20 protein-coding genes and 4 tRNA genes are annotated in these 25564 nt (G+C 57.3%); 15 read left to right on the top strand and 9 right to left on the bottom strand.

Annotated elements, in window-relative coordinates; translation table 11 throughout:
- Nucleotides 1-2: 2 nt before the first annotated feature.
- The 5 genes from R1T46_RS10795 to purE form a co-directional block, all read right to left on the bottom strand.
- A complete protein-coding gene (locus tag R1T46_RS10795; protein ID WP_317305308.1) occupies nt 3-590 on the bottom strand; it encodes a LemA family protein in 588 nt (195 codons plus the stop codon).
- A gap of 45 nt (nt 591-635) precedes the next feature.
- Nucleotides 636-2696: a putative bifunctional diguanylate cyclase/phosphodiesterase gene (locus R1T46_RS10800; protein WP_317305309.1), complete on the bottom strand. Its 2061-nt coding sequence runs from the start codon at nt 2694-2696 to the stop codon at nt 636-638.
- Between the two features lie 257 nt (nt 2697-2953).
- Nucleotides 2954-3532, bottom strand: a complete 579-nt coding sequence (gene sodB, locus R1T46_RS10805; protein ID WP_036210113.1) for a superoxide dismutase [Fe] — start codon at nt 3530-3532, stop codon at nt 2954-2956.
- A gap of 98 nt (nt 3533-3630) precedes the next feature.
- On the bottom strand, nt 3631-4746 hold the full coding sequence (locus R1T46_RS10810) for a 5-(carboxyamino)imidazole ribonucleotide synthase (RefSeq protein WP_317305310.1): 1116 nt from the start codon (nt 4744-4746) through the stop codon (nt 3631-3633).
- A 178-nt stretch (nt 4747-4924) separates the two neighbouring features.
- Nucleotides 4925-5416, bottom strand: a complete 492-nt coding sequence (gene purE / locus R1T46_RS10815) for a 5-(carboxyamino)imidazole ribonucleotide mutase (protein WP_317305311.1) — start codon at nt 5414-5416, stop codon at nt 4925-4927.
- A 179-nt stretch (nt 5417-5595) separates the two neighbouring features.
- Here purE and R1T46_RS10820 point away from each other — a divergent pair, with 179 nt between their 5' ends.
- The 6 genes from R1T46_RS10820 (at nt 5596) to R1T46_RS10845 (ending at nt 8393) form a co-directional block, all read left to right on the top strand.
- Nucleotides 5596-6555, top strand: a complete 960-nt coding sequence (locus R1T46_RS10820) for a hypothetical protein (RefSeq protein ID WP_317305312.1) — start codon at nt 5596-5598, stop codon at nt 6553-6555.
- 137 nt (nt 6556-6692) lie between these two features.
- Nucleotides 6693-7571, top strand: coding sequence for a DUF2846 domain-containing protein (locus R1T46_RS10825; RefSeq protein ID WP_317305313.1), 879 nt, complete (start codon nt 6693-6695; stop codon nt 7569-7571).
- 87 nt (nt 7572-7658) lie between these two features.
- Nucleotides 7659-7937, top strand: coding sequence for a hypothetical protein (locus R1T46_RS10830; RefSeq protein WP_317305314.1), 279 nt, complete (start codon nt 7659-7661; stop codon nt 7935-7937).
- 139 nt (nt 7938-8076) lie between these two features.
- A tRNA-Val gene (locus tag R1T46_RS10835) sits at nt 8077-8152 on the top strand.
- A gap of 69 nt (nt 8153-8221) precedes the next feature.
- Nucleotides 8222-8298 (top strand) — tRNA-Asp (locus tag R1T46_RS10840).
- A 19-nt stretch (nt 8299-8317) separates the two neighbouring features.
- Nucleotides 8318-8393: transfer RNA gene (locus tag R1T46_RS10845), tRNA-Val, on the top strand.
- 10 nt (nt 8394-8403) lie between these two features.
- Here the strand turns inward: R1T46_RS10845 and R1T46_RS10850 are convergent.
- Entirely contained in the window at nt 8404-9810 is a 1407-nt protein-coding gene (locus R1T46_RS10850; RefSeq protein ID WP_317305315.1) for a 3-oxoacyl-ACP reductase, read from the bottom strand.
- 166 nt (nt 9811-9976) lie between these two features.
- On the opposite strand from R1T46_RS10850, the gene R1T46_RS10855 reads away from it, so the two are divergent.
- The 7 genes from R1T46_RS10855 (at nt 9977) to nhaD (ending at nt 16623) form a co-directional block, all read left to right on the top strand.
- Complete coding sequence (locus R1T46_RS10855; protein ID WP_317305316.1) at nt 9977-11314, top strand: acetyl-CoA C-acetyltransferase; 1338 nt, start codon at nt 9977-9979, stop codon at nt 11312-11314.
- 101 nt (nt 11315-11415) lie between these two features.
- Nucleotides 11416-11492: transfer RNA gene (locus tag R1T46_RS10860), tRNA-Met, on the top strand.
- A 153-nt stretch (nt 11493-11645) separates the two neighbouring features.
- Nucleotides 11646-11978, top strand: a complete 333-nt coding sequence (locus R1T46_RS10865; protein WP_317305317.1) for a hypothetical protein — start codon at nt 11646-11648, stop codon at nt 11976-11978.
- Between the two features lie 81 nt (nt 11979-12059).
- On the top strand, nt 12060-12662 hold the full coding sequence (locus R1T46_RS10870; protein ID WP_317305318.1) for a CBS domain-containing protein: 603 nt from the start codon (nt 12060-12062) through the stop codon (nt 12660-12662).
- 77 nt (nt 12663-12739) lie between these two features.
- Complete coding sequence (locus R1T46_RS10875) at nt 12740-14161, top strand: acetyl-CoA carboxylase biotin carboxylase subunit (protein ID WP_317305319.1); 1422 nt, start codon at nt 12740-12742, stop codon at nt 14159-14161.
- A gap of 20 nt (nt 14162-14181) precedes the next feature.
- Nucleotides 14182-15978 carry a sodium-extruding oxaloacetate decarboxylase subunit alpha gene (gene oadA, locus R1T46_RS10880; RefSeq protein ID WP_317305320.1) on the top strand — a complete coding sequence of 599 codons (1797 nt, stop codon included), beginning with the start codon at nt 14182-14184 and terminating at the stop codon, nt 15976-15978.
- A gap of 237 nt (nt 15979-16215) precedes the next feature.
- Entirely contained in the window at nt 16216-16623 is a 408-nt protein-coding gene (nhaD, locus tag R1T46_RS10885; protein ID WP_317305321.1) for a sodium:proton antiporter NhaD, read from the top strand.
- On the opposite strand, the gene R1T46_RS10890 is transcribed toward nhaD, so the two are convergent.
- The gene (locus R1T46_RS10890; RefSeq protein WP_317305322.1) at nt 16613-18085 is read right to left on the bottom strand and encodes an amidase; all 1473 of its coding nucleotides are present in this window, start codon (nt 18083-18085) and stop codon (nt 16613-16615) included. The two genes, nhaD and R1T46_RS10890, sit on opposite strands and share 11 nt — an antisense overlap.
- A 39-nt stretch (nt 18086-18124) precedes the next feature.
- Nucleotides 18125-19132 carry a hypothetical protein gene (locus R1T46_RS10895; protein ID WP_317305324.1) on the bottom strand — a complete coding sequence of 336 codons (1008 nt, stop codon included), beginning with the start codon at nt 19130-19132 and terminating at the stop codon, nt 18125-18127.
- Between the two features lie 271 nt (nt 19133-19403).
- On the opposite strand from R1T46_RS10895, the gene R1T46_RS10900 reads away from it, so the two are divergent.
- The gene (locus R1T46_RS10900; RefSeq protein WP_317308299.1) at nt 19404-21122 is read left to right on the top strand and encodes an autotransporter assembly complex family protein; all 1719 of its coding nucleotides are present in this window, start codon (nt 19404-19406) and stop codon (nt 21120-21122) included.
- A complete protein-coding gene (locus R1T46_RS10905; RefSeq protein ID WP_317305325.1) occupies nt 21119-24862 on the top strand; it encodes a translocation/assembly module TamB domain-containing protein in 3744 nt (1247 codons plus the stop codon). The genes R1T46_RS10900 and R1T46_RS10905 overlap by 4 nt, the downstream gene beginning before the upstream one ends.
- Nucleotides 24863-24871: 9 nt before the next feature.
- Here the strand turns inward: R1T46_RS10905 and R1T46_RS10910 are convergent, their stop codons facing one another.
- A complete protein-coding gene (locus R1T46_RS10910) occupies nt 24872-25558 on the bottom strand; it encodes an SIMPL domain-containing protein (RefSeq protein WP_317305326.1) in 687 nt (228 codons plus the stop codon).
- Nucleotides 25559-25564 lie beyond the last annotated feature (6 nt).

Consider the following 25564-nt stretch of genomic DNA (forward strand, 5'->3'; position numbering starts at 1 on the left):
TCTCAGAAGGCGATTTTGGGCGCCTGGCGGGCTTCAGGAGACTCCAGTTCCAGCTGAGAGGAAGGTTTGAAAGCGAACAGTCCGGCCACGATGTTGTTAGGGAATTGCTCACGAAAGATGTTGTAGCCCATAACGCCGTCGTTGTAGGCCTGGCGGGCAAAAGAAACCCGATTCTCGGTGCTGGACAGCTCTTCCATCAACTGCTGGATAGTCTCGTTGGCTTTCAGTTCCGGGTAGTTTTCCGCCACGGCGTAAAAGTTGGCGAGGGCTTTGGAGAGCATGTTCTCTGCGCTCCCAAGGCGCTGAATCTTACCGCCGTCCGCTGGGTCACCAGCAGCGTCTTTTTGGGCGCTGACAGCGTTGTTTCGCGCTTCCATCACTTCGGTGAGGGTATTGCGCTCGTGGGAAAGGTAGGCCTTGGCCGATTCAACCAGGTTGGGAATCAAATCATGGCGGCGCTGGAGTTGGACATCTATCTGGGCGAATCCGTTTTTGAACTGGTTTCTCAGTGATACCAAGCGGTTGTAGATAAAAACGATGTAGACAACAACGACGGCAATAACAATCAGACCGATCAGTGTGGTTCCCATGGCGGCTCCTTGCGTTTCTGGTGGCAGGTGATTAAGTGTGGTGGGTCAGGCGTTATTCTCGACAAGTTTGCGATGAAAACCAGCAACAAATGTCTCAAAGTCACTGGGCTTCAGTGGCCTGGAGAAGAAGTAACCCTGTGCCAGCTTGCAGCCCCTTTGCGCAAGATAATACTCCTGCTCCGCAGTCTCGACGCCTTCCGCGACCACGGTCAGGTTCAGGCTCTTGCCGAGGTCAATAATGGTGTTGGCGATACGCGTGTCTTCTTCGTTGACAAGCAGGTCTCGGATGAACTGCTTGTCGATTTTCAGATGCTGGACCGGCATACGTTTAAGGTAGGTCAGGGAAGAGTAGCCGGTGCCAAAATCATCCACAGCAATGCTGATGCCAGCCTTGTGCAGACGTTTCAGTTTCTTTACGGCGTCTTCCAGGTTGGTCATGAAACTGGTTTCGGTCACTTCCAGTTCAAGGCGCCCGGCGGGGATGTTGTGGCGTTTCAGGGTGTCCAGAATGTCGTCCACGATGCTGTTCTGGCGTAGCTGCACAGCTGATAGGTTGATCGCTATACGCAAGGGCATGTCATCGATGGCCCAGCGCGCAGCCTGCCAGCAGGCCTGGTCAAGAACCCACTGGCCAATTTCCACGATGCTGCCATTCATCTCGGCCACCGGTATGAAGTCATCGGGCGGCACAAGCCCCTTTTCCGGATGTTCCCAGCGAATGAGCGCTTCCGCCCCAATGATCCGGCGGGTTTCCAGGTTGATTTGTGGTTGGTAGACCAAGTGGAACTGCTGGTTGTGGAGCGCGATGGAGAGATCCTTTTCCAGCTGTTTGCGTTCACGAATTTCCTGGTCAACGCTGGCAACGTAGAACTGGAAATAATTGTGTCCGCCTTCCTTGGCCAGGGCCATGGTTTGTTCGGCGTTTTGCAGTAACCTGTCGGCTTTACTCGCGTCACCGGGGAACAGGGCGATGCCGAGGGTGGCGGTCATGGTAATCGTCTGGTCATCGAAGACCATTGGGCTGCTAAGCGAAGCCAATATGCGATCGGCAGTGTCGGCCGCCTGGAATCCATCCCTCAACCCCTTTTCCACGACAACAAACTGGTCACTGCCCAGTCGAGCAATGGTAAAACGAGTACCACCGAGCTTCTGAGTGAGACGATCGGCCACGGTTTGCAGGATCATGTCGCCCGTGCGGAAACCGCATTGCTCGTTGATGGACTTGAAGTCATCAATGCCACAACAGATCAGTGACAGGACCAATTTGTCCTCACTGGCGTCTGCAATATCGGCCTGAAGCAACTCCATGAAGGTGTCACGGCTGGGCAGACCTGTCAGCTGATCGTACCTTGATAGCCGTGTCACACGATCTTCTGCTTCCCGGTGGCGGGTCTGGCTGTCGCCAATTGCAACCAGGAGGTTGTTGGTGGCGTTGACCCAAAGGCCCAATTCATCTTTCTGGTGGCCGTGAGGCAGGTGGATCAGGTTGTCGTCGGGGTGATCCGGGTTGACCTGTTTAACAGAGCGTACAATTCGTAGTAGTGGACGCGTCAGCAGTAGATGGAAAACCACAAACAGCACCATTCCGAGAATGACGGCAATAGCGATGCCGGAGGCGAAGGTGATGGACGCACGTTCAAGCCAGGTTCGCGCCGCCGGACCGGTGTCATATTTTAGCTCAAGGTACCCATAAACATTATCGGAGCCAGTGTCTCGGGAAAGCTCTATACGATAGTAACGCTCCGATTCGAAAATTGGGTCGGTAATCTGGCGGGAGGTGCTTTTCTTTAGAGGGCGGTCACGACTGCCGAGAGGTTCGCCATCGGGATGGGTAATACGTGCGACTCGTATCGCTTCCTGAGCAAACAGGCCATCGACCACCTGTTGGGCAAGGTCAGCATCGATACTGAAAACGGCCTGGGTTGATGCGTCCTTGACCAGCGCCATGGTTTGTCGCGCTTGATCGTCGAGAGACTGTGATACCCGTCCCGCATCGAGGATGACCTGTACGGTGCTGACAACAACCCCGCTAATTAACGCCACAGCGAGCACCCACCGCAGAACCCGGTACCCCAGGCGATGTTCTACCTCATAAGAGTTTTGCATGGAGGCCTGTTTGATTTGTTCCAACTGAGTGAGACCCGGTACCGCTCACCTGGGGCAAAGGGGCTCTCGGCTGATATTTTCTTTTTCAAGTATGGTTCAGTTTTCACCTACTGTACCCAGTATCGGCAATTCTTCCAGATAATTCAGGCTATGGGTGTATCAATTTGTAAGATCGTTTGTATCACAGATACGAAAACGCCCGCGAATGTGCGGGCGTTTGTGTGCAGGTTGTGTCCTGCAAGATATCGGAAGCGCTGTTACGCCAGGTTTTCGTTGACGAAATCCCAGTTAACCAGTTTCCAGAACGCTTCCAGATAGTTCGGACGGGAATTGCGATAATCGATGTAGTACGCGTGTTCCCAGACGTCGACCGTCAGTACCGGCTTATCGGCGGTCGTCAGCGGCGTTTCGGCATTGCTGGTATTAACAATGGCAACGCTGCCGTCTGCCTTCTTAACCAGCCAGGTCCAGCCGGAGCCGAAGTTGTTGGCGGCCTTGTCGTTAAACTCTTTCTTGAAGTCTTCGAAAGAGCCAAACGCTTTTTCGATCGCGTCCTTGGCCGCTCCCGTAGGCTCACCACCACCGTTCGGGCTCAGGCAGTGCCAGTAAAAGGTGTGGTTCCAGACTTGGGCAGCGTTGTTGAACAGTGGGCCACTGGCGCTCTTGATAATGTCTTCGAGCGACTTGTTGGCGTTGTCGGTACCTTCGACCAGGCCGTTGAGCTTGGTTACATAGGTGTTGTGGTGCTTGCCGTAATGGTACTCAAGAGTCTCCTGAGAGATGTGTGGTTCCAGTGCGTTCTTTTCGTAGGGCAGTGCGGGAAGTTCAAATGCCATGAGGTCGTTCTCCCTGATTCTCTCTGTTTATGTGCATGTAAGCCATTATTAAATATAGGGGCGCTTGGAGCTATATCAACCCCTTGTGTGCTTCCTGCCTACTGTTCAGACAGGGTACTTTTAAACTCTGGACAACCGGGTAAAAACTGGGCGCAGTTTTTTACCCGCCAGACCAATTCTTCGTAGCTGTCCGCCAGAACGGTCACATGGCCAAGTTTCCGGCCCGGGCGCTCGCCTTTATTGTAGAGGTGTACATGAGCGTAAGGCAGTTCAAGGATTCGTTCAATGTCGCCGTGCTCGGCAATAATATTGATCATGCAACTGACACCGCGAGCGTCGGTGCTTCCCAAGGGGTGGCCGCTCACGGCGCGGATGTGGTTCTCGAACTGGCTGGTCATGGCGCCCTCGATAGTCCAGTGCCCAGAGTTGTGGACCCGCGGTGCCATTTCGTTGGCGACCAGACCATCGGCGGTTTCAAACAGTTCGAGCGTCAGTACGCCGACGTAATCCAGCTCGTTCAGTAGTGCCTTGATGTAACGTTCGGCGTCTTCCTGGATGTGTTTCTCGAGTTTGGGGGCCGGGGCGATGGCGTAGCGCAGAATACCTTCGTGGTGAGAGTTTTCGGATATAGGGTAAAAAGCCAGTTCACCGTCTTCGGCACGAACGGCAATAATGGAAGCTTCGCGGCGAAACTCGACGAATTTTTCGACGATCAGGCGCGGATGACCAATGGATTGCCAGGCCTCTGCTGCGTCTTCCGGTGAACGAAGAACTGCCTGCCCCTTGCCGTCGTAACCTTCGGTGTTGGATTTCGCGACAACCGGACAGCCAAGCGCTTCCGCTGCTTCCTGTAGGGATTCTACGCTGTCCGCAATTCTCCATTTTGGTGTGGGTATGCCTAGCTCGCCGAATAGTGTTTTTTCGGCTTCTCGGTTCTGGCATACCTGAAGCGCACGCGGGCAGGGGTGAACCGGTTTCTCCTTGGCGATTCGCTCTGCTACGTCGACCGGTAGGTGTTCGAATTCGTAGGTAACGCGATCTACACGGGAGATAAAGTCATCCAGATATTGACTATCCCGGTCAATAATCACTTCACCCAGCCCGGCACTGGGATTACCTGACATATCATAGAAAACAAACGTCTTGGCCAACGGGTAGCCAGCCAGAGCCAACATCCGGCCAAGCTGACCGGCCCCTAAAACACCAATTCTCATTCGTTATCTCCTGCCTTTAATTAGGCATCTGCATTAGTTCGGGGGGTGGGTGGGGGATGCTTTCCAAAACTGTGCGGAGCCATGGATGGCGAAGCCCAAGCACCATATGGATGTGCCGCAAGGAGCGTGTTTTGGAAAGCATCCCCCACCCGCTCCTGCACCAGAGTCCGATTCCTGATTATTGATCGCTGGGATCAGGATTATCCAGAATTGTCTGTGTCTGTGTAGCACGAAATTCATCGACCGCTTTACGGACATCGTCCTTGAACGTACCGATAATCTGCGCCGCCAGCAGGCCAGCATTGATGGCACCGGCTTTACCAATTGCCAGGGTGCCAACCGCAATGCCGCCGGGCATTTGTACAATGGAAAGCAGCGAATCAAGACCGTTGAGTGCTTTGGACTGGACTGGAACACCAAGGACCGGCACTGACGTTTGTGAAGCGACCATGCCAGGCAGGTGTGCGGCACCGCCCGCGCCGGCAATGATCACCTTCAGCCCCCGATCAGAGGCCGTCTTGGCATAATCGAACAGTAAATCCGGCGTGCGGTGGGCAGAGACAACCTTCGTCTCGTAAGGCACGCCCAGCTTGTTCAGCATTTCGGCAGCGTGTTCCATGGTGGGCCAGTCAGATTTCGAGCCCATGATGAGTCCTACAAGCGGCTGCATATGCAACAGTCCTGATATGTGAGAAAGCCGGACATTGTATGTAAGGCCCCGTGGCCATGCAAACGGTCGATGGTCAAAGAGCGCATACTGTCCGCTCTCCTGGCCTTCATTTTGCTGAGCCGCAAGGTACGGGTATTATCGTGCTTTATTAACGTTACCGTCCATATACCGGAGCTGTTATGGAACCAATCCGTCCAGATGATGATGAAGTACGTACCGGCGAGCCCGGCAATAACGTGGAAGAGCGCAAAAAACGCGAAGCGCCCGTGCGCGAGTCGGCCGGCAATGGCGGCCCAGACAAGCCTGCAGGAAGAAGCAGGAAAGCGTCTGGCGGTGGTGGTTCGGGTCGCAGCGCAGTGCTGTTGATCGCGTTGTTGATTGTTGCCGGAGCAGCGGGTGCTGGCTGGTATCAACAAGAGCAGCGTATACAAGCGCTGGAAGGGCAGCTGGAGGAGGCTGATTACTGGGCGCGCCAAAGTAAACTGGCGCTGGCACGATTCGAGGGGGAGCTTTCCGAGACGGGCGAGAATCTGCAGGAGAGAGGGCAATCCATTGAAGAGACGCTGGTATCCCACAAGGAACGCCTCAACACGGCTGACAGCGAAATCGCCAAGCTATGGGGGGTGGCTAATGACCGCAACCGCAAGCGTCTGGATGAGCACAAAGCCGAACTCGAATCTTTGCGGGCAGATTTGGACAGCGGCAGCGGCCAGCGGGAAGCATTGTCTGCTTCGTTCAAGAAACTGGACGCAACCGTGTCTTCCCGGTTGGATAAGGTTCAATCGGACCTCGAGCGGCAGCTTACCGCCGTTCGCGAAACTGGACAGGAGAATGCCTCTCGATTGACGAAACTGGACGAATCCCTGGCCGGCATCGACCAGCTGGTGGAGCGCCAGTTGTTACGCTTCGAGCGAGAGCAAAACCTCACCATTGATGGCCTGGAAAGCCGTATTGCAGCGTTGGAAAAGGCCACCAATAACCTGTCCAGCGGCAGTCAGCTGGATGTCGTTCGCAAAGATCTGGCGGGGCTGAAGGAAACCGTTTCTTCGATTGACTCTTCGCGGGCGCAATTGACCTCAAGGCTGGTTCGCCTGTCGGAAGAGGTCAATGATCTACGCTCGCGGATATCCGGCCAATAGAATCGGCACAGCAGGGCAGGGAGGGCCTGCTGTGCTTTGTAACAGTTTGTATTCATCCCTTGCGGTAGCTCTCAGTTCCGCAAGATGGCAGTTGTTATGATCGGGACAACTCGCGAAAGGATGAAGAGTGCACAACAATGACAACCCGATTTCTTTTTCCCGGTTTTCCCCGGCCACTGGCGGCCGTACTCGTGGCTTTGCTATTGGTTTCCGGTGCCGGCTGCACGGTATACCAGTCCATCGGTAAAAGCGTTGGCTCGTTTTTGCACCCGGTATCCGGGCATGACTTTGTCCATATCGGCAATGATGAGTGGGATCGCAGCAATGCGGTTCTCTATTTCTACCGCACCCATTCCCAGTGGGCTGCCGACGAAATTGAGGCGCCAAGCGTTTACATCGACGACCATCACTATTTCAATATTCGAAACGACAGTTTTACCTGGCTTGAAGTTGCCCCCGGGGAGCGGCACATTGCCATCCGCCGGCCGTTGCTGGGGCTTGAGGGGCTGAACTCGTTCAGCCTGAGTCTGATTGCAGACGCCACGCTCAAGGTCGAACCCGGAAGGGTGTATTACCTGCGTTACAACGAATTGCAAGAGCCGGAAACTAACCATCCTGAACTCGCCGAGGACCATCCCCTAAGGTCTGGCGACTTGCAACTGGTGACCCGTGACTACGCCATGCAGGCCAAAGAGATTGTTTCCACGCGTTTTCTGAATAGCGATTTGCTCGCTCCTAACCATGCCGCGACCTCCATTGTTGAGGTGAACGAGGACGCAGACTACGAGCGCAATCTGGTTCTTCTGGAAGAGGAGCGAGCGGCTGAAATTGAGCGCTTGAGAGAGCAGGGGAAGTATGACGAAACGCCTTGGTACTGGCCCTTTGGAGGCGGCCCTACGGTACCTCTTGAAAGCGATCGTCGATTGCGAGAGCTGGATCGCGAGTATGCGGCGTTGGAGCAAGAGCGGGAGCGCCGGGAAGAGGCGGAATCCGGTGACGGTTGGTGGATATTCTAACGTCGCCGATCTGGCGCACCGTGAATTGTTGTTTCCGGTTTCGGTTACTAGACTGTGGGGTGTCCGTATTCAGAAGGTGGCCGGATCATGTCGCTGAGAGATTCATTACAACAAACGTTTCGCCGGCTTTCCGGGGAATTGCTTCCCGAGGCACTGGAAAACGCAGGCCATCGGATAGCTGGCCTTAGAAAGCGCCTTGATCACCTCAACTGCTCGCTGGCGGAACGGGCATTGCCGGCGGATCGAAAGTCGCGTGTCAGTGAACTGTCGCTTGATCACAAGGCGAAGCAGGCAGGGCAGAAAGCCACACGGCTGAAGGCTGTGAAGACGGCAAAGAAAACCGGGGTGACAAACAGGTCTGATTGAAAATCATACGCTTTTTAACAAGTTGCGGGTTTTTTGAGAAAAACCCTGGAAAAAATTTGACACCGCCAGACAAATGCTTAAAATGCGCGTCTCACTTGGTTGAGACAGCAACGCTGACTCACCAGTGTGCTGTGAAAGTGGGCGGTTAGCTCAGCTGGGAGAGCATCGCCCTTACAAGGCGAGGGTCACTGGTTCGATCCCAGTACCGCCCACCACTTTTCAGCATCACCGGGCCACCCCGCCCGGTTTCAGGTCCCTAAGGCCGTTCAGGCCGGGATTGATGCGGAGCGGTAGTTCAGCTGGTTAGAATACCGGCCTGTCACGCCGGGGGTCGCGGGTTCGAGTCCCGTCCGCTCCGCCATTTTTTGTTTCCAGATCCCGGGTGGTTAGCTCAGCTGGGAGAGCATCGCCCTTACAAGGCGAGGGTCACTGGTTCGATCCCAGTACCACCCACCATTTCCCCCTGTTACTTTCCAATCAGCGACTGTCCGCAAACCCGAACAACGTTCCCGTTCACGCCATTTGATGCAGGATTGCAGTACCACGCAATGGCTTCGGCCACGTCGACTGGCAAACCGCCCTGGGACAAGCTGTTCATGCGCCGGCCGGCCTCGCGAATGGTAATCGGCATGGCGGCCGTCATCTGGGTTTCGATGAACCCGGGCGCTATGGCGTTGATGGTCACACCGTTCTTCACCTGTTTTGCCATCGCCTCTACATAGCCGATCACGCCGCACTTGGCGGTGGAGTAATTGGTCTGGCCAAAGTTGCCGGCAATGCCGCTGATGGAAGAAATACAGACAATGCGTCCGTTCTCACGCAGCAGTTCCTGGTGCATCAGCTCTTCGTCGATCAGTTCCTCGGCAGTCAGGTTGACGGCAATGGTCATGTCCCAGAAATGCTCGGGCATGTTGCCCAGGGTTTTGTCACGGGTGATGCCGGCGTTGTGGATGACCAGATCAATGCCTTCGAAATGTTCCTTCACAAAGTCTGCAATCTGTTTTGGCGCTTTCTCATCCGTAATATCACACGCCATCGCCTTACCCTTGATGGGGGCCATAACTTTCTGCAGGTCCTCAAGGGCCGGTGGGATATCCAGGCCAATGACCGTGGCGCCATCCCGCGACAGGGTTTCGGCAATAAACGCGCCAATGCCGCGGGACGCACCGGTTACCAGTGCAATCTTTCCGGCCAGCGGCGCGACAGGGTTGCTGGCGTGAGCGGTCGCTCCCTTACTGATGCGGGTTACCTGGCCAGAGACATAGGCCGATCGGGGCGATAAAAAGAACCGGATGCTGGACTCCAGTTGCTGTTCGGCGCCGGGGGCCATCCACAGTAGGTTCGCGGTAGCCCCTTTCTTGCCGACTTCCTTGCCGACACTGCGCACGAAGCCTTCCAGTGCCTGATGGGCAGCGGCCTTGGCGGGTTGGCGACAGGTGCTTGGGTCCTGGCCTATCACCAGCACTCGACCGTTGCCCGCCAGCTTGCGGATGGTGGGGTGAAAGAAATCGTATACCGCTTTCAGATCGGTGGTGTCTTTCATACCCGTGGCATCAAACACCAGGGCGGAGAATTTACCATCAATGTCTGTGTTCAGAGGCAATGCTTCGGCCTTGTTGCCGCTTTTGGAAGAATCGTTCAGAGTATCCATGGCGCTGGCATGAAAGAGTTTTGCAGCGCTGGCGCCCAGCACCTTTCCAACCGTCGAGACCGCTTTACTACTGTTGGCAGCGCCGATCAGCACGTCGCCCTCAATAAACGGCTGGTCGGCGCGCTTCCAGCGTTTCAGGGGGACCGGGGCGGGCAGCCCCAGGGACTGGGCAGCGGTCTTGCCAAACGCAGTATTGACGAACTTGAGATAACGATCAGACATGGCATTTTCCTTTTGCGAAACGAATATCGGCGTACAGGTTAAAGAATCCGGCCGCTTTTGAATTGACTCAATGCCCTGTTACGGTTGTCAGGGATGCCAATGAGCCGGGCCCGGTTGGCGCTAGACTGCAACGCAACGGATACACTCGTTTAAACAGGACATCATCATGGCACAGGCACCGAAAAGCACCCAAAAGAAAACGTCGACGGCAAAAAAGACCACGGCCGCTAAAAGCGATATCCGCCGGGTTGCCATTATTGGTGGCAACCGGGTTCCTTTTGCCCGCTCCAACACCGCGTATAGCAAGGTCAGTAACCAGGAGCTGCTGACCAGTGCGCTGCGAGGACTGGTTGATCGCTTCGGGCTGCAGGGGCAGCGCCTTGGAGAGGTCGTAGCTGGCGCGGTTATCAAACACTCCAGGGATTTTAATCTGACCCGGGAATCCGCGCTGAGTAGCGGCCTGGCGCCGGAAACGCCCGCCTACGATATCCAGCAGGCCTGCGGTACGGGTCTCGAAGCGGCCATTCTTGTGGCTAACAAGATTGCGTTGGGGCAGATCGAGTGCGGCATCGCTGGCGGCACCGATACTACCTCCGATGCGCCGATCGGTGTAAGTGAGGGCCTGCGGGAGATTCTCCTGGACCTGAATCGCGCAAAGACGGCTGGTGAACGCCTGAAAGTGCTCAGTCGTTTTCGTCCGAGCCATCTGAAGCCGGAAATTCCGCAGAACGGCGAGCCCAGAACGGGGTTGTCCATGGGGGGGCACTGCCAGATCACCGCCCGCGAGTGGTCCATTCCCCGTGACGAGCAGGACAAGCTGGCCTATGAAAGCCATCAGAAGCTGGCGTCCGCCTATGATGAAGGTTTTTTCAAGGACCTGATGACCCCATTGGCGGGCCTGGAAAAAGACAACATTTTGCGCCCGGACACGACCCTTGAAAAACTGGCAACGCTCAAGCCCGTGTTTGATCGTGAGAGCGGGACCATGACCGCCGCCAACAGCACCGCGCTGACGGATGGTGCCTCATGTGTGCTGCTGGCCAGTGAAGAGTGGGCAAAGGCCAACAACATGGAGATCAAGGCGTTCCTGACGTTCTCCGAGGTGGCTGCAGTGGACTTCGTCGACAAGAAGGAGGGCCTGCTGATGGCGCCGACCTACGCTGTGCCACGCATGTTGGAAAAAGCCGGGCTGACGCTGCAGGATTTCGACTTCTACGAAATCCATGAAGCGTTCGCCGCCCAGGTGCTCTCCACCCTGAAGGCCTGGGAAGACCCCGCGTTCTGCAAGGATCGCTTGGGTCTGGAAAAGCCGTTGGGGAGCATTGATCGCGACAAGCTGAACGTGAAGGGCAGCAGCCTTGCAACAGGCCATCCGTTCGCGGCGACCGGTGGGCGTATCGTGGCCACTTTGGCGAAGTTGCTGGAAGAGAAGGGCAGCGGCCGTGGCCTGATCTCCATCTGCGCCGCAGGCGGACAGGGGGTAACGGCCATACTTGAGCGGTAAGTTGGCGAAAAAATTCATTTTTCCCTTTGACAGATGCCGCAGTGCCCCGTACTATTCGCACCTCGTTGATCGGGGCATTACCCGGTCAACCACCAGTTTGATGCGGGGTGGAGCAGTCTGGTAGCTCGTCGGGCTCATAACCCGAAGGTCGTAGGTTCGAATCCTGCCCCCGCTACCATATCAATAAGGGCCGGTCTTTGACCGGCCCTTATTCGTTTCAGGACAAGCTTTTCCCGTATTGGCCACGAAAGCTTGCATTGCCACCATCCCCTGGGGTTATCATTAGCCGTCGCCCCTGCATTAGTTAGGCAACTACTAACACGGTGAAATGATGCCCCGTCGCTCCGAAAACACATTCAGTCTGTCTGGCAACCTCGTTGCGTTGCTGGCACTGATATTTGTTGTCTGGACGTCGGTTACCGTTGCGGTTCCCACCCAGGATGATCACGTTGCCACCACCGTCGCGCTGAGCGATTGGCAAGGCAGTTCCGAATCCTCAGAAGGAGCCTCGTCACCCGGCGATGTGTCGCCGCTGTCGCCCACCTTCGTTTATCCACCGTCGGCGTTGACATCCCGCGCCCTTCACCAGTTGGCCTTTGACGGTCCCCCCAGAAGAATTCTCAGTTACCCAGGCCAGTCACAGGCACCTCCCTCCCAGCTATAGACATTTGAACTGATTCAGGCGCTGCAGCCCTACGTGGGTGCCCCGCGCCTGGAGAAATGGTCTTTAGCCAGGAGAATTGCCATGGGCAATCAATCAAGCGTTCAAGCGTCCCTGTCTGCCGGAGCCAGATATCGGCTTGTTTCACAGGAAGACGAGGACACTCTCACCAATGACGCCGCCGCGTCGGAACTGTTGAAGGACTTCACCAGGCAAGCTCCGGTGATAGCCCGGTCATCGCGGGAGATCCAGGAGGTCAAAAAGACACTGGATGTTTCCGGAGAAACCTTTTGTGTGGTTATCAATCGAAATGATGAGGTGGTCGGGATAGTGACCCTGAAGGACCTGATCGGTTCGTGGCCCATGAGCCTTGCCAACCAGCGTGGAAGTACCATCGCCGACATTGTTGCGCGGGACATCATGCGACCGGTGTGGCGCTTGCCAACGATAGAGCTCGGTAAGCTTCAGGACCTGAAAATTGATGAATTAATCGCCATTTTCAAGGGGCTTCATTCGGACTATCTTTTGGTAATGGACACGGTCGCCGTTGGGGCAGAGGAGCAGGTCATTTGCGGGCTGCTGTCCTCTGACGATCTCAGCCGTCGCCTTGGTATTCGAGTGAACCCCGATCCCGGCCCGGGATCTTTCTCCGATATCGTTCACGCAGTGCGGAAAAACCCCGGGTAAAACGTCGCAACGCTGCAGCCTGCCGTTGCGGGCTGCAGCTTTCTTCCGTTAATGACTATTACTTGAAGGAAGCTTCCATGGCCATTAAGAAAGTGCTCATCGCCAATCGCGGCGAAATTGCCGTTCGCATTGCGCGGGCCTGCAAGGAGTTGGGCATTCGCTCTGTCGCTGTTTATTCAGAGGCGGACCAGTACTCCCTGCACGTCAAGAAAGCGGATGAGTCCTATCAGATCAGCAAGGACCCGCTCAGCGGTTACCTGAATCCCCATCATCTCGTGAACCTGGCGGTCGAGACCGGCTGTGATGCTCTGCACCCGGGTTACGGTTTTCTCTCCGAGAATGCCGAGCTGGCAGCCGTCTGCCAGCAGAGGGGGGTAACGTTTATCGGCCCGTCATCCGAGGCAATCAGTGCCATGGGCGATAAGACTCAGGCTCGCCAGACCGCCATCGCCGCGGGGGTGCCTGTTACACCGGGCTCCAAGGGCAACCTGGATGACGTGGAAGACGCCGTACAACAGGCGGGAGATGTTGGCTATCCGGTTATGCTCAAAGCGACATCCGGTGGTGGTGGCCGGGGCATTCGCCGCTGTGACAATGAGAAGGAACTGCGGCAGAACTACGAGCGGGTGATTTCCGAGGCCACCAAGGCCTTTGGCAGTGCCGAGGTTTTCCTGGAGAAGTGCATCATTGAGCCTCGTCATATCGAAGTACAGGTATTGGCCGACCACCACGGCAATGTGGTGCACCTGTACGAACGTGACTGTTCCATCCAGCGCCGCAACCAGAAACTGATCGAAGTGGCACCATCGCCACAGTTAAGTGAGGAGCAGAGAGAAACCATTGGTAATCTGGCCATTCAGGTCACCCGCCAATGCGGTTATGCGAATGCCGGCACCGTCGAGTTTCTGCTGGATCACGACGACAGCTTCTACTTCATGGAGATGAACACCCGGGTGCAGGTGGAACACACCATCACCGAGGAAATCACCGGCATCGATATCATAAAGGCGCAGATCCGAATTGCGTCCGGCGAGCCGCTGGAGTTTTCCCAGGCCGACATCAGTTATCGCGGTTTCGCCGCCCAATTTCGCATTAACGCGGAAGATCCGAAAAACGGTTTTCTGCCCAGCTTCGGTCGCATCAGTCGCTATTATTCCGCCGGCGGCCCGGGTGTACGCACTGATGCCGCCATGTACACCGGCTACGAGATTCCCCCTTACTACGATTCTATGTGCGCCAAGCTGATTGTGTGGGCGCGGGAATGGCCGGAACTGGTGGCCCGGTCCCGCAGAGCGCTCAGCGACATGGCTATCTACGGGGTACACACCACGATTCCCTACTACCAGCAGATCCTGAACCACCCGGATTTCCAGGCCGGCACGTTTAATACCGGTTTCGTGGAGCGTAATCCGCAGTTGCTGGAGTACAGCGACAAGTCCCGACCGGAATCCATTGCCACAGCCGTTGCCGCCGCCATCGCAGCTCAGGCTGGCCTGTAACACGAATATTGGAGAGCATTATGAGTAAGAGAAAAATTCACATCACCGACGTCATCCTGCGGGATGCCCATCAGTCCCTGATCGCCACGCGTATGCGCACTGAGGATATGCTGCCGGCCTGTGAATGGCTGGATCAGGCCGGTTACTGGTCACTGGAATGCTGGGGCGGCGCCACGTTCGATGCCTGTGTGCGGTTTCTTAAGGAAGACCCATGGGAGCGCCTGCGAACCCTGCGCAAGGCTCTGCCCAACACCCGCCTGCAAATGTTGTTGCGTGGCCAGAATCTGCTCGGGTACCGCCATTACGGCGACGATGTAGTGGAAGCGTTTGTTGAAAAGGCCGCAGAAAACGGCATCGACGTGTTCCGTATTTTTGATGCGCTGAACGACGTGCGCAATCTGGAGGCCAGCATTAAAGCTGTGAAGAAGGCCGGCAAGCATGCCCAGGGTACACTGTGCTATACGGTCAGCCCGGTGCACGATGTGAAAACCTTCCTGGCTCAGGCCGAGACCATGGCAGATATGGGCGCTGACAGTATCGCTATCAAGGATATGGCGGGCCTGCTAACGCCAGCGGTGACCGCCGAGCTGGTCAGCGGACTGAAGAAGAACCTCAAACTGCCGGTGTTCCTGCACTCCCATGCCACCTCCGGCATGGCACCCATGTGCCAATGGGCAGCATTGGAGGCCGGCGTGGATCATATCGATACCGCGCTGTCGGCGTTTGCGGGCGGTACCAGTCATCCTCCGACCGAATCGTTGGTGGCGGCGTTGCACGATGCGGGCTGTGAAACCGGCCTTAACCTTGAGTTGTTGGACAAGGCTACCCAACACTTCCGTGAGGTTCGCAAGAAATACCATCAGTTCGAGAGTGACTACAATGGCGTAGATACTTCCGTACTCCTGTCGCAGGTTCCCGGTGGCATGATGTCCAATCTGGCCAACCAGCTGAAGGAACAGGGCGCCCTCGACCGGATTCAGGAAGTATTCGAGGAAATTCCCCGAGTACGTAAAGACCTGGGATACCCTCCGCTGGTGACGCCCACCTCACAGATCGTCGGCACCCAGGCGGTGATCAATGTGCTGGGCGGCAAGCGCTATGACACCATCACCAATGAGGTGAAGAAATACATGCAGGGCTGGTATGGCAAGGCGCCTGCAGAGGTGGACGCACAGCTGCAACGCCGCGCAGTGGGCGAGGAAGAGTTAATTGAAGAGCGCCCGGCCAACCTGATTCCCAGGGAGTTTTCCGAACTGCGCAAAGAGCTGGGTGATCTCGCCAAGAGCGAGGAAGACGTACTGACCTACGCCATGTTCCCGGACCAGGCTCGAACGTACCTGGAGCAACGCCGCGACGGCACCCTGCAGCCGGAAGCCCTGGAGCCCATCGCCAACGGTAAGACCGGGGGCAGTGTGTCCACTGAGTTCCGGATCACGGTGCACGGTGAAAGCTACGATATCCATGTGACCGGCGCCAACCCGGTGAGCGAGACCGAACGCCGGTTCTATATGACGGTGGACGGCGTGCCCGAGGAAATTCAGTTGGAATCCCAGGGCGAAGCCTCTGAAAATACCCGCAAGGGCGGTCGTGCCAGAGCCACCGGAGAAGGCCAGGTGACCACCACCATGCCGGGCAACATCGTTGATGTGCTGGTGAGCGAGGGTGACGAGGTATCTGCCGGTGACGCGGTGCTGATCATCGAAGCCATGAAAATGGAAACCGAGGTTAAAGCCACCAAGTCTGGTATCGTCAAGGCGGTGAATATCTCGAAAGGCGACCGGGTGGCGCCTGGTGAGAGCCTGATCGAAATCGAATAACCAAATCCCCCGGGACAATCGTCCCGGGCATACCGCGCCGCGGGCGCCAATGGCGAAGTCGAAGAGGCCATACGGCACAACTTCCTGGAATACGCGGAGCTGTTCTTTTTCCTCCTGGTGGCGATGACCTACATCAACGCCATGCTGGAACGGGGGTCTTCGACCAGTTGCGGATATGGCTGCTTGGCAAGGGGTTTGGCTACCGGCGTCTGTTCTGGATCACAGGAATCCTGGCATTTGGTCATCTGCGCTCTGTTCTTGCTGACTATCGCCACCGCCATCAGTTTTCACCAGTTCCTGCACATTCCCCCGGTGTTCGGCATGATGACGGCCACGCTTTACGGTGACCTTGGGCCGACCGCCGCCAACATCATGGTTGGCGTGATCTCAGCGCTGGTGGACAACATTCCGGTGATGTTTGCGGTGCTGACGATGAATCCGGCCATGCCGGATTATCAGTGGTTGCTGGTTACGCTAACGGCCGGGGTTGGTGGCAGCCTCTTGTCCATAGGCTCTGCGGCGGGCGTCGCACTGATGGGGCAGGCCAGGGGGCAGTACACGTTCCTCAGTCACCTGAAATGGACACCGGCGATTGCGCTGGGTTACGGGGCCAGTATCTGGGTGCACTTCCTGGTCAATGGCTGAGGTCTGGCGGCTGCTGGAAGCCGGCAAGTCCGCTGGCTTCCAGCAGCTCTGCGAACCGGATCGTCGTCAGGTCCATCCCTGGCGCACCGATGACCTGCACATTGAACGGCAACCCATCCGCTGTTCTTCCGATAGGTACGGAGGTAGCGGGCAGCCCGAGCAAGGTAGCCAGGGCAATCCAGCAGAACTGGTCCATATACGCCCTGGGCTGACCTGCAACGGTGATCTGCCGCTTGAACACTGGATTGCTGTGATCGTGGCGAATGGCCGTGGTTGGGGTGATCGGCGTTAACAGCACATCGAATTCGTCAAACAGAGTGGTGATTTCGGCCCGCATCTTTTCCCGCATTTCGCTCCAGGCCATCCATTGGTGTACCGGCTGATTCACGCCGCGGCCGTATTCCCCGATAAAGGCCGTAACAGGGCCAAACAGGTGAAGCCAGCGTTCAAGCCGTGAGATCCACATCATTTGCCGGCGTTGGGCCGGTTTCATGGACGTGCTGAGAAGGCTGCCCAGCAAGTTGAAATAGGCAGGCAGGATGTGTTCCAGGTTGAGCAGTTGATGCCGGGCTTCGGCAACCAGTGTTCCCTTGCTTTCAAGTGCCCGCCCGAGTTTTTGGTAGCCGTTCAGTAATTCGTCGTCGATAGGGCACAGCGGGTCTTTCAGCCAAAGGCCCACCCGGGCCTGTTCCAGGGAATGGATAGTGGCGGGTGTCATGGCCAATTGCCAGCTGTTGCGTTCCCGTTCAGCGGGACCGGCCATCACGCTCAACAGCAGTTCCAGATCCTTTGCCGAGCGCGCCAATGGCCCGCCTTCGGCCAGGTCCGGCCGTGACTCTGTGCCCGGTGGCCCTGGAATGTGACCACGGAAGGAGACCAGGGCACGGGAAGGCTTGTGCCCGAAAACGCCGCAGAAATGCGCTGGTGTGCGGATGGAGCCCGCGAGATCACTGCCCACTTCCAACGGTGTCATGCCTGCCGCGAGCGCTGCGGCAGCGCCCCCGGACGAGCCTCCGGGGGTATGGGCCAGGTTGTGGGGATTGTTGGTGACACCGAAGAGCTTGTTGTAACTCTGGAGGTCGGTGGCGTAAATGGGGACGTTGGTCTTCCCCAGGATGATCGCACCGGCGTCTTCCAGGCGCTGGACCACATCGGCGTGTTTCGTCGGGATGTAGTCTTTCAGCGCGGGTGCACCGGCGGTACAGGCCATGCCGGCAACCTCCCAGGTATCCTTCAGGGTCAGTGGCAGGCCGTGAAGTGGTCCAACGGAATCGCCACGCGCCAGAGCTTCGTCAGCCTCCCTTGCTTTCCCGAGAGCGTTTGTTTCGTCCAGTGTCACAACCGCATTTATATCGCCATTACACTGTCGAATCCGGTCCGCGAACGCTTGAGTGACATCAACACTGGTTAGCTTCCCGTTTTTGAGGTCGCTAACAAGTTCTGCAGCTGGTCGATAGTACATTGGGTTCATGGAATCCTCGGTGTTGTTGGCTGAACAGGTTCAGGTCAGTTCGCTACGCCAGTGTTTGACCTTGACTTGGCTTTTGACCGCATCCAGTACTTCAACAATCAGGTTGATCAGGGCCTCGTTGTGTTCGCCGTTTTCGTCTTCGTTATCGGGCGATGGCAGGAATACATTCACGATGTCTTCGATGAACGCGTGATTGGACGCGGAGGCGAGGTCTTCAAGAATCTGGTGAATCACGTTGGCGACGATGTCCCCCACGGCTTCTTCCAGGGTTTCCTGGATGGTGGGCCCGACAACGGGCAGGTATTTCAGCCTCGATAACTCAAGGTTCTGTTTGAGTGCGTTGTCGACGCGGGTTTCCAGGTAGCTTCGCAGGGCGCCGCGATTGGGGATGTACCCTTCACGGGCTGCGTCTGCAACTCGTTGTGATACCCAGTCTGACAGCATTTCCCGCCTCGGGTAGAGGATGTCGTTCTGAATGCGCTCGAACAAGGGTGAGCCCTTGCGAATCTCGTCTTGAGCACCGGTGAGCACTTTGATGACAATGCGGTCGGAGAGCTCTTCCATGAAGGCTTCGTAGTAAAAGTTGAAGAACTGGAAGGCTCGGGTCTGGGTGACGTCAATCACCTTGTACTGGTGCAGTCGGTAGATGATGGAGATAACCCGCAGTATCCGCAGGAAGCGGAAGCTGCCAACGGGGATGCAGCCGATGATGTCGTACCAGTGGATGAACGGATAGAAGTACCAGCGGTCGTAGACTTTGGCCTTGATGGCGTAGCCCCAGCGCACGACGAACTCGGTCAGGAAGATGCTGACGAAGATGAGGTCGTAGAACAGGAAGTTTTCGTGGATGGGGTGGTAGAGCTCTTTGACAAGCGGTGCGTGTTCAGCGAGCAGGTTCTGGACGCCGGTGAGGTTGTAGATGGAGTCGAAGATGATGAAGGCCAGGTTGATAATGAGCAGGCCGAGCATCAGGAAGTCTATGATGAACCAGATGAGTTGGTGGCTGGTTTTCAGGTTTTCTCGATTTATTTTCAGCATTCAGTGATCCGGGACTACCTGATTTTTCGACGCTTTCACACAGGTTAGCTTATTTCAGCTCTGCCGGCGACGATGGAGCGAGGGCATCGGGCATCCACGCCATTGGCATAGAGCGCATTACAGGCAGGCAAGATGGTCAATTGGCATGGATTAAACGGACCGCTACCCGGTACACTCATATACGGTTAATGCGCCTTTTCACCCACTTTCACTGAAGTAACGCTGCTTGATGTGTTCCCACATTAGACTCCTGTTTCTCCGCACTGTCGGGATGGTCTGCCTGGTGATATTGGCAACGCCGGGATTGGTCTGGGCGCAACAGGTGGAGGTGAATGTGGAGGGCGACTATCCACAGCTTCAGGATAATGCGGAAGCCTTTCTGGGTGAGGTTGAGGGGCGCAGCGCTGGAAGCCTGAGGCGATACGCCAGCACCGCCGAAGCGCAAGTGGAAGAGGCACTCCGTGCGCTGGGCTACTATAGCCCGATGATTCAGTGGGAGGTGGTTGAGCAGCCCGGCGATGGCGAAACACCCGCTCGCCTGGTATTGACCGTGCAGCCCGGTGAACCCATTCGCGTTCGTTCCCGACAGGTGTCCATTGAAGGCCCAGCCAGTCGGGATCCCGATTTCGTGGGAACCCTGCCGGAAAAACCAGCAGAGGGGGATGTGCTGAACCACGGCCAGTACAGCACATTGCGCCAGACCATCCAGAACCGAGCCTCCCGACTGGGGTATTTTGATGGCGAGTTCACCACCCGCCGGCTGGAAGTCAACCCAGAACAACGCACGGCAGATATCTCCCTGGTCTTTCGCAGTGGTGTGAGGTATCGCCTTGGGGAAGTGAGTTTCAAGGAAGGGCATGGCTTCGAGGAACAGTTGCTTGAACAGTTCGTGCGCTTTGAGCCCGGTGAGATTTATCACGCCGACAAGGTGGCGAGGCTAAGCGGCGATCTCTCCAACAGCGGCTACTTTTCCGGTGTGGATATCGACGCTTCGCCTGGTAAAGCCGAGGAGGGAGTGATACCCGTATCGGTGGACCTGACCACTCGTCCTCCACGCTCGGTCGCCGCTGGTGTTGGTTTCTCCACGGATGTGGGGCCGCGTTTGAGCGGTAACTGGCGGGAGCACTGGATCAACCCCATGGGCCATCGCCGCGGCGCGCAGACAGAACTTTCGGCGCCGCGCCAAAACGTGGGCGCCTGGTACGAATTGCCCCTTGATCCTCCCATGACCGATTCCATTCGCCTTTCCGCCGGTTATCAGCGGGAGGATATTGAGGACGTGGAGTCTGAGCTGCTTACCCTTGGCCAGCAGTGGAAACACCAGCTCGATAACGGCTGGTTGCAGGTTGCCTCGATCCGCTGGGAAGGTGAGCGTTTTCGCATCGGCAACGACGACCCCGAGCAGAGCAGCCTGTTGCTGCCCGGACTGGGGTATTCGAAACTGCAGGCGGACTCCCCGTTGGATCCATCCCGGGGATATCGTATCCAGTTCGATGTGACCGGCTCCCACCGTGCTGTCATCTCCGACGTGGATATTCTCCATGCCAATGTTCTGGTAAAGGGGCTCTACACCCTGGCGGACAACCACCGCTTCCTGTCCCGGTTCCAGTTTGGTGGCGTGGCCACCAATCGCTTCTCGGATGTGCCGCCGTCATTGCGGTTCTTTGCCGGTGGCGACCAGACGGTGCGGGGGTATGGCTATGAGACGCTGTCACCCCGGAACAGCGAGGACGTGGCCATTGGTGGCCGTTACCTGATGGTAGGCAGTGTCGAGTATCAGTACGAGTTTACCGAAAACTGGCGGGTCGCGGCGTTTGTTGACGAAGGCAACGCCATGGATGACCTGTCGGACCCACTGGCGACGAGTGTCGGCCTGGGCATTCGCTGGATCAGCCCGGTCGGGCCGCTGCGCCTGGACGTCGCCAAAGGCCTGGATCCCGAGTTTGGCGGTGAATGGCGCATTCACTTTTCCATGGGGCCGGAGTTATGAGCGACGAAGCGAAAACTCCAACACCAAAACGGTCAAAACGCCTGAGAAACGGGTTGTTGGTGGCGCTGGCCGTTATTGTCCTGCTACCGCTGTTATTGATTGGGTTGTTGGTGCTGGCGCTGCGCTCGGAAACCGGCACCGCCTGGGTGATTGATCAGGTTCCCGGCCTCGAGGTTGAGCAGGGGCAGGGTTCGTTGCTGGGGCAGTGGCAGGCAGCCTCCCTGACATGGCAGGGCTACGGTGTTGGGCTACAGGTAGAGTCGCCGGTCGTTGACTGGTCGCCCACCTGCCTGTTCAACAAACAGCTCTGTCTGGAGCGGCTTCTGGCAGACAGCATTGATCTGACTCTGCAGCCATCGGGCGAGCCCAAAGAAGACAGCGGTGATATTAGTCTACCCAGCGTCGACCTTCCGTTGGGGCTGGTGGTCCGGGACGTGAACCTTGGCCCCTTGATGCTCAACGATGCCAAGGTCTGGGACCGGCTCCAGCTCAAAGCTCAGGGTTCCGGTTCGGACTGGCATCTGCAGAACCTGGCCTTTGTTCGGGATGATATCAGCATTGATGCCTCCGGCAGGCTCCAGACCCGGGGCGACTGGCCGCTGGATCTGGAGGTTGGCCTGATGCTGCCGCCCCCGTATGGCGCTGATTGGCAATTGGCACTCAATCTGACCGGGAGCGCAGCAGACCTTAGAATAAAGGGCCAGAGCAGCGGTTATCTTGCTGCCACGCTGGCTGGTCGGGTGGCGCCGCTGGACAGCTCCCTGCCGGCGGAACTGACTGTCCGTTCCAGCCGGTTCGTCCCGGCGGAGGGGTTACCGAAAACCCTGGTGCTGACAGACACCGTGGTTGCCTTGAAAGGCAGCCTTGAGAACGGTTTCCGCTCGGACTCCCGCACCGTGCTGCCCGGATCCACAGGCGATATACCCGTGTCATTGAAGGGGTTGGTGACTACAGAGGGCCTCGAAGGGTTGGAGCTCGCGCTGACCGGTCCCGGCACCACGGAGGTCGAGACAGGCCGCCTCCTGGTCACCGGTAACGTAAGCTGGGAGCAAGCGCTTCAGGCAGATGCCAAGGTAAGTCTCAACGCGTTTCCCTGGTACAGCCTGATTCCGGATTTTGAACAGCCGCCGGTCACTTTGCGCCAATTCAATGGCGATGTTCAGTACCAGGGGGGAGCCTATAAGGCGAGCATTGACGCCAGTGTCAGCGGCCCCATGGGCGACGCCGATATGGCGGGGGATCTTGAGGGTGACCTGGAGTCCGTTGCGTTGACGAACCTGCGCGTCAATACTGGCGCGGGTTTCCTCGGCGGCCGTGCGGACGTGGCGTTTGCTGATCAATTGTCCTGGGACGCAAGCCTGACGCTGGACAGCTTTAACCCTGGTTTCTGGCTCCCCGCCTTGGAAGCGAGCCTAAGCGGCGACGTGGATACCAGCGGACGTCTGCAGGAGGAAGGGACGCCTACGCTGCAGGCTCAATGGGACGTTTCCGGAAGTTGGCAGGCCAATGAGGCGCTGATACGGGGCGCGCTGAAAAGTGATGCCGGCAACTGGACATTGTCGGACCTGGAGCTTGAGGTCGGGGACAACCGAGTGACAGGCCAGGGCCGCTGGGGGCAACAGATCGACGGCAACCTGGAGTTGAACCTGCCGGCGCCGGAAACCTTCCTGCCGGGGCTGGCGGGTTCGGTCAATGGTACTGCATCGGTTTCTGGCACCGTGGACCAACCCCAGGGCAAGGTAGCACTAACCGGCACCGACCTGGCATGGCAGGACCAGTTGAGCCTTGCCAGCCTGGACCTGACGGCCTCGCTACGCGAAGGATTCAACATCCAGGCGGATCTTCGGGGAACGGAAGCGCGTTATGGCGAACAGCTATTGGAAGATTTGTCGCTGGCGCTGACGGGAACTCGGGATGATCACCGACTCAGGCTCAATGCCCGCCACAAAGAGGCGGAATTGTCGCTGTTGCTGGCCGGGGATGCCTCGGAAAGCTGGAACGCCTGGGCAGGTGCGCTTGAACAGGGGCAGATAAGTGTGCCCGCCCATAGTCAGCAGTGGACGCTGTCAGAGCCCGCGGCCCTTGAGTATACCGAAGCCGGTAGGCTCACACTGGGGCAGCACTGCTGGCAATGGCAGCAGGCCTCTGTCTGTGCCGAGAACCAGACTCTGCTACCGACTCAAGACATCGCCTACCGCATTGAAAACTTCCCGACCACGGCGTTAGCCCCCCTGTTGCCGGCATCCCTGCGTTGGGACGCAACATTGAACGCTGACCTGCAAATGGTCATGACGGAAGACGGACCAGACGGCCAAGTATCCATCGACGCCGGTTCCGGCGAGTTTGAGGTGCAGGTGAGGGACGAATGGGAGAGTCTGAGCTACAACACCTTCACCACCCGCCTGAGCTTGAAGCCGAACGTCGCGGAGTTGGACCTGCAGTTAGAGGGGCCCGATATTGGTAATCTCTCTGTCGGCATGTCGGTTGACCCGAATAGCGATGCCCGTGATGTCGATGGGCAATTCAGCATCGAAGGCCTGGATATTGCCATGGCCGGTATATTTGCCGGGTTGGAAGTTGTTGAAGGGGAGCTTAACGGCGATGGGACGCTGTCTGGGCCGCTAATGAAGCCGGCGGTGAATGGCGAGCTTGCACTCTCAGGAGGCCACATTGCCGACCCACGATTACCGATTCCACTTGAGGATCTGGTCATTAGCCTTGAACTGAAGGGTTATAGTGCGGATTTGTCCGGGCGCTGGCGCAGTAACGAACGTGGAAGCGGCAATATAGAAGGGGTGTTGGCCTGGGAGGCGGAACCCTCGGTGGAGGTTCGGCTGACCGGTGACCGGTTGCCCTTTAGCTATGAACCGTACGCCCAAGTAGAGCTGGTGCCGGATATCACTATCGCCTACGAAGGTGGCAACCTGTCGGTTTCCGGTAACCTGAACGTACCCCGGGGCACGATCGAAATCCGCGAGCTGCCCGCCCAGGCGGTTTCCGTATCCGAGGATGAGGTCGTCGTCGGCGCCGAAGAAAAGGAAGGTGGCCTACGCGCCCTGAATATGGACGTCACCGTGGTAGTGGGTGAAGATGAAGTGAGTTTCAGTGGCTTTGGTCTGACAGGCAACCTTGAGGGTACGCTGCGTATCGGCAACAACCTGGATACCAGAGGCGCCCTGCAACTGGTTGAAGGGCGCTACGAAGCCTATGGGCAGGAACTTGATCTGCGTCGCGCGAGGCTGGTGTTTGTGGGCCCCCTGTCAGAACCGTATCTGGACATTGAGGCGGTGCGGACCGTGGATAACGTAGTGGCCGGCATCCGGCTCAGTGGCCCGGTCAGTGCGCCTCAGACTGAAGTCTTCTCCGAACCCGAGATGCCCCAGACCGATGCACTTTCTTATGTGATTCTGGGCCGTGCCCCCCAAAGTCGGGGTGACGAGGGCCAGATGAGTCGGGCGGCCATCTCCCTGGGGCTAACCCAGGCCAATAAGGTAACCCAGGGCATTGGCGAGGAATTCGGGATTCGTAACCTGACGCTTGAAGCGGAGGGTTCCGGCGATGAATCGGCTGTGGTGGCAAGCGGCTATCTGACGGACGAGCTGAGCATTCGCTATGGGGTCGGGATCTTCCAGCCGATTACCACCGTAGCGTTGCGCTACGACATCGGTCGGTATTTCTATCTTGAGGCTGCCAGTGGCCTGGCAGCCTCCCTGGATATTTTCTACACCCGAGATTTTTAAGCGGGCGGTTTACTCCAGCTCAAAGGTCGCGCTTACCCGAGCCTCCAGTTCGCGGGAACCGACCTCGGAGACAGCGTCCGAGGTGCCTCGCATTTCCGCCATCATTGGCATCGGGGGTTGGTGGCGGCCATCGACGTTAATGGTCATCACCTCGCCGCACTGTTTGTCCAATTCTCTGGCAACAAAATCGCAGCGTGATTTCGCATCGGCAATGGCGTCCGCCAGGGCCTGTTTACGTAAACCGACTTCATCAGAATGGAAAAACTGATGGGGGCCGACGTTGTAGTCCATACCCAGCGATTGCGCCTGCGCAAGAATCGGGTTGAGCAGCGAGAGGTCGTCGATGGTGAAGCTGACTGTTTGCGAGGCAACGGCCACTCGCCGGGGTTCTTCGTGACGCTCTGGCGATGGAATCGAACGGCTGTAAAGGTTCAATGAGGCGTCGCTGTAGGATTTGAGCTGGCCGCGGAAGTCCTCGATGCTCTCCCGCCACTTCTCCATCTGCTCGTTGACTTCCTCAGTGGCCGTCTCGGGAAGCTTGTGCTCGGCGCGGGCGGTAAACTGCAGCCGTGCGCTGTCTGGCGTATACTTGACTGAGGCCTGACCGCTCAGGCTGACTTCTGCTGCTGATGCGCCCAGGGGAAACACGATCAGGGCCGTGGAGGCCAGCAGGTATCGATGGATGCTGTGGAACATAGTTGG

The organism is Marinobacter salarius (assembly GCF_032922745.1).
Lineage (GTDB): Bacteria > Pseudomonadota > Gammaproteobacteria > Pseudomonadales > Oleiphilaceae > Marinobacter.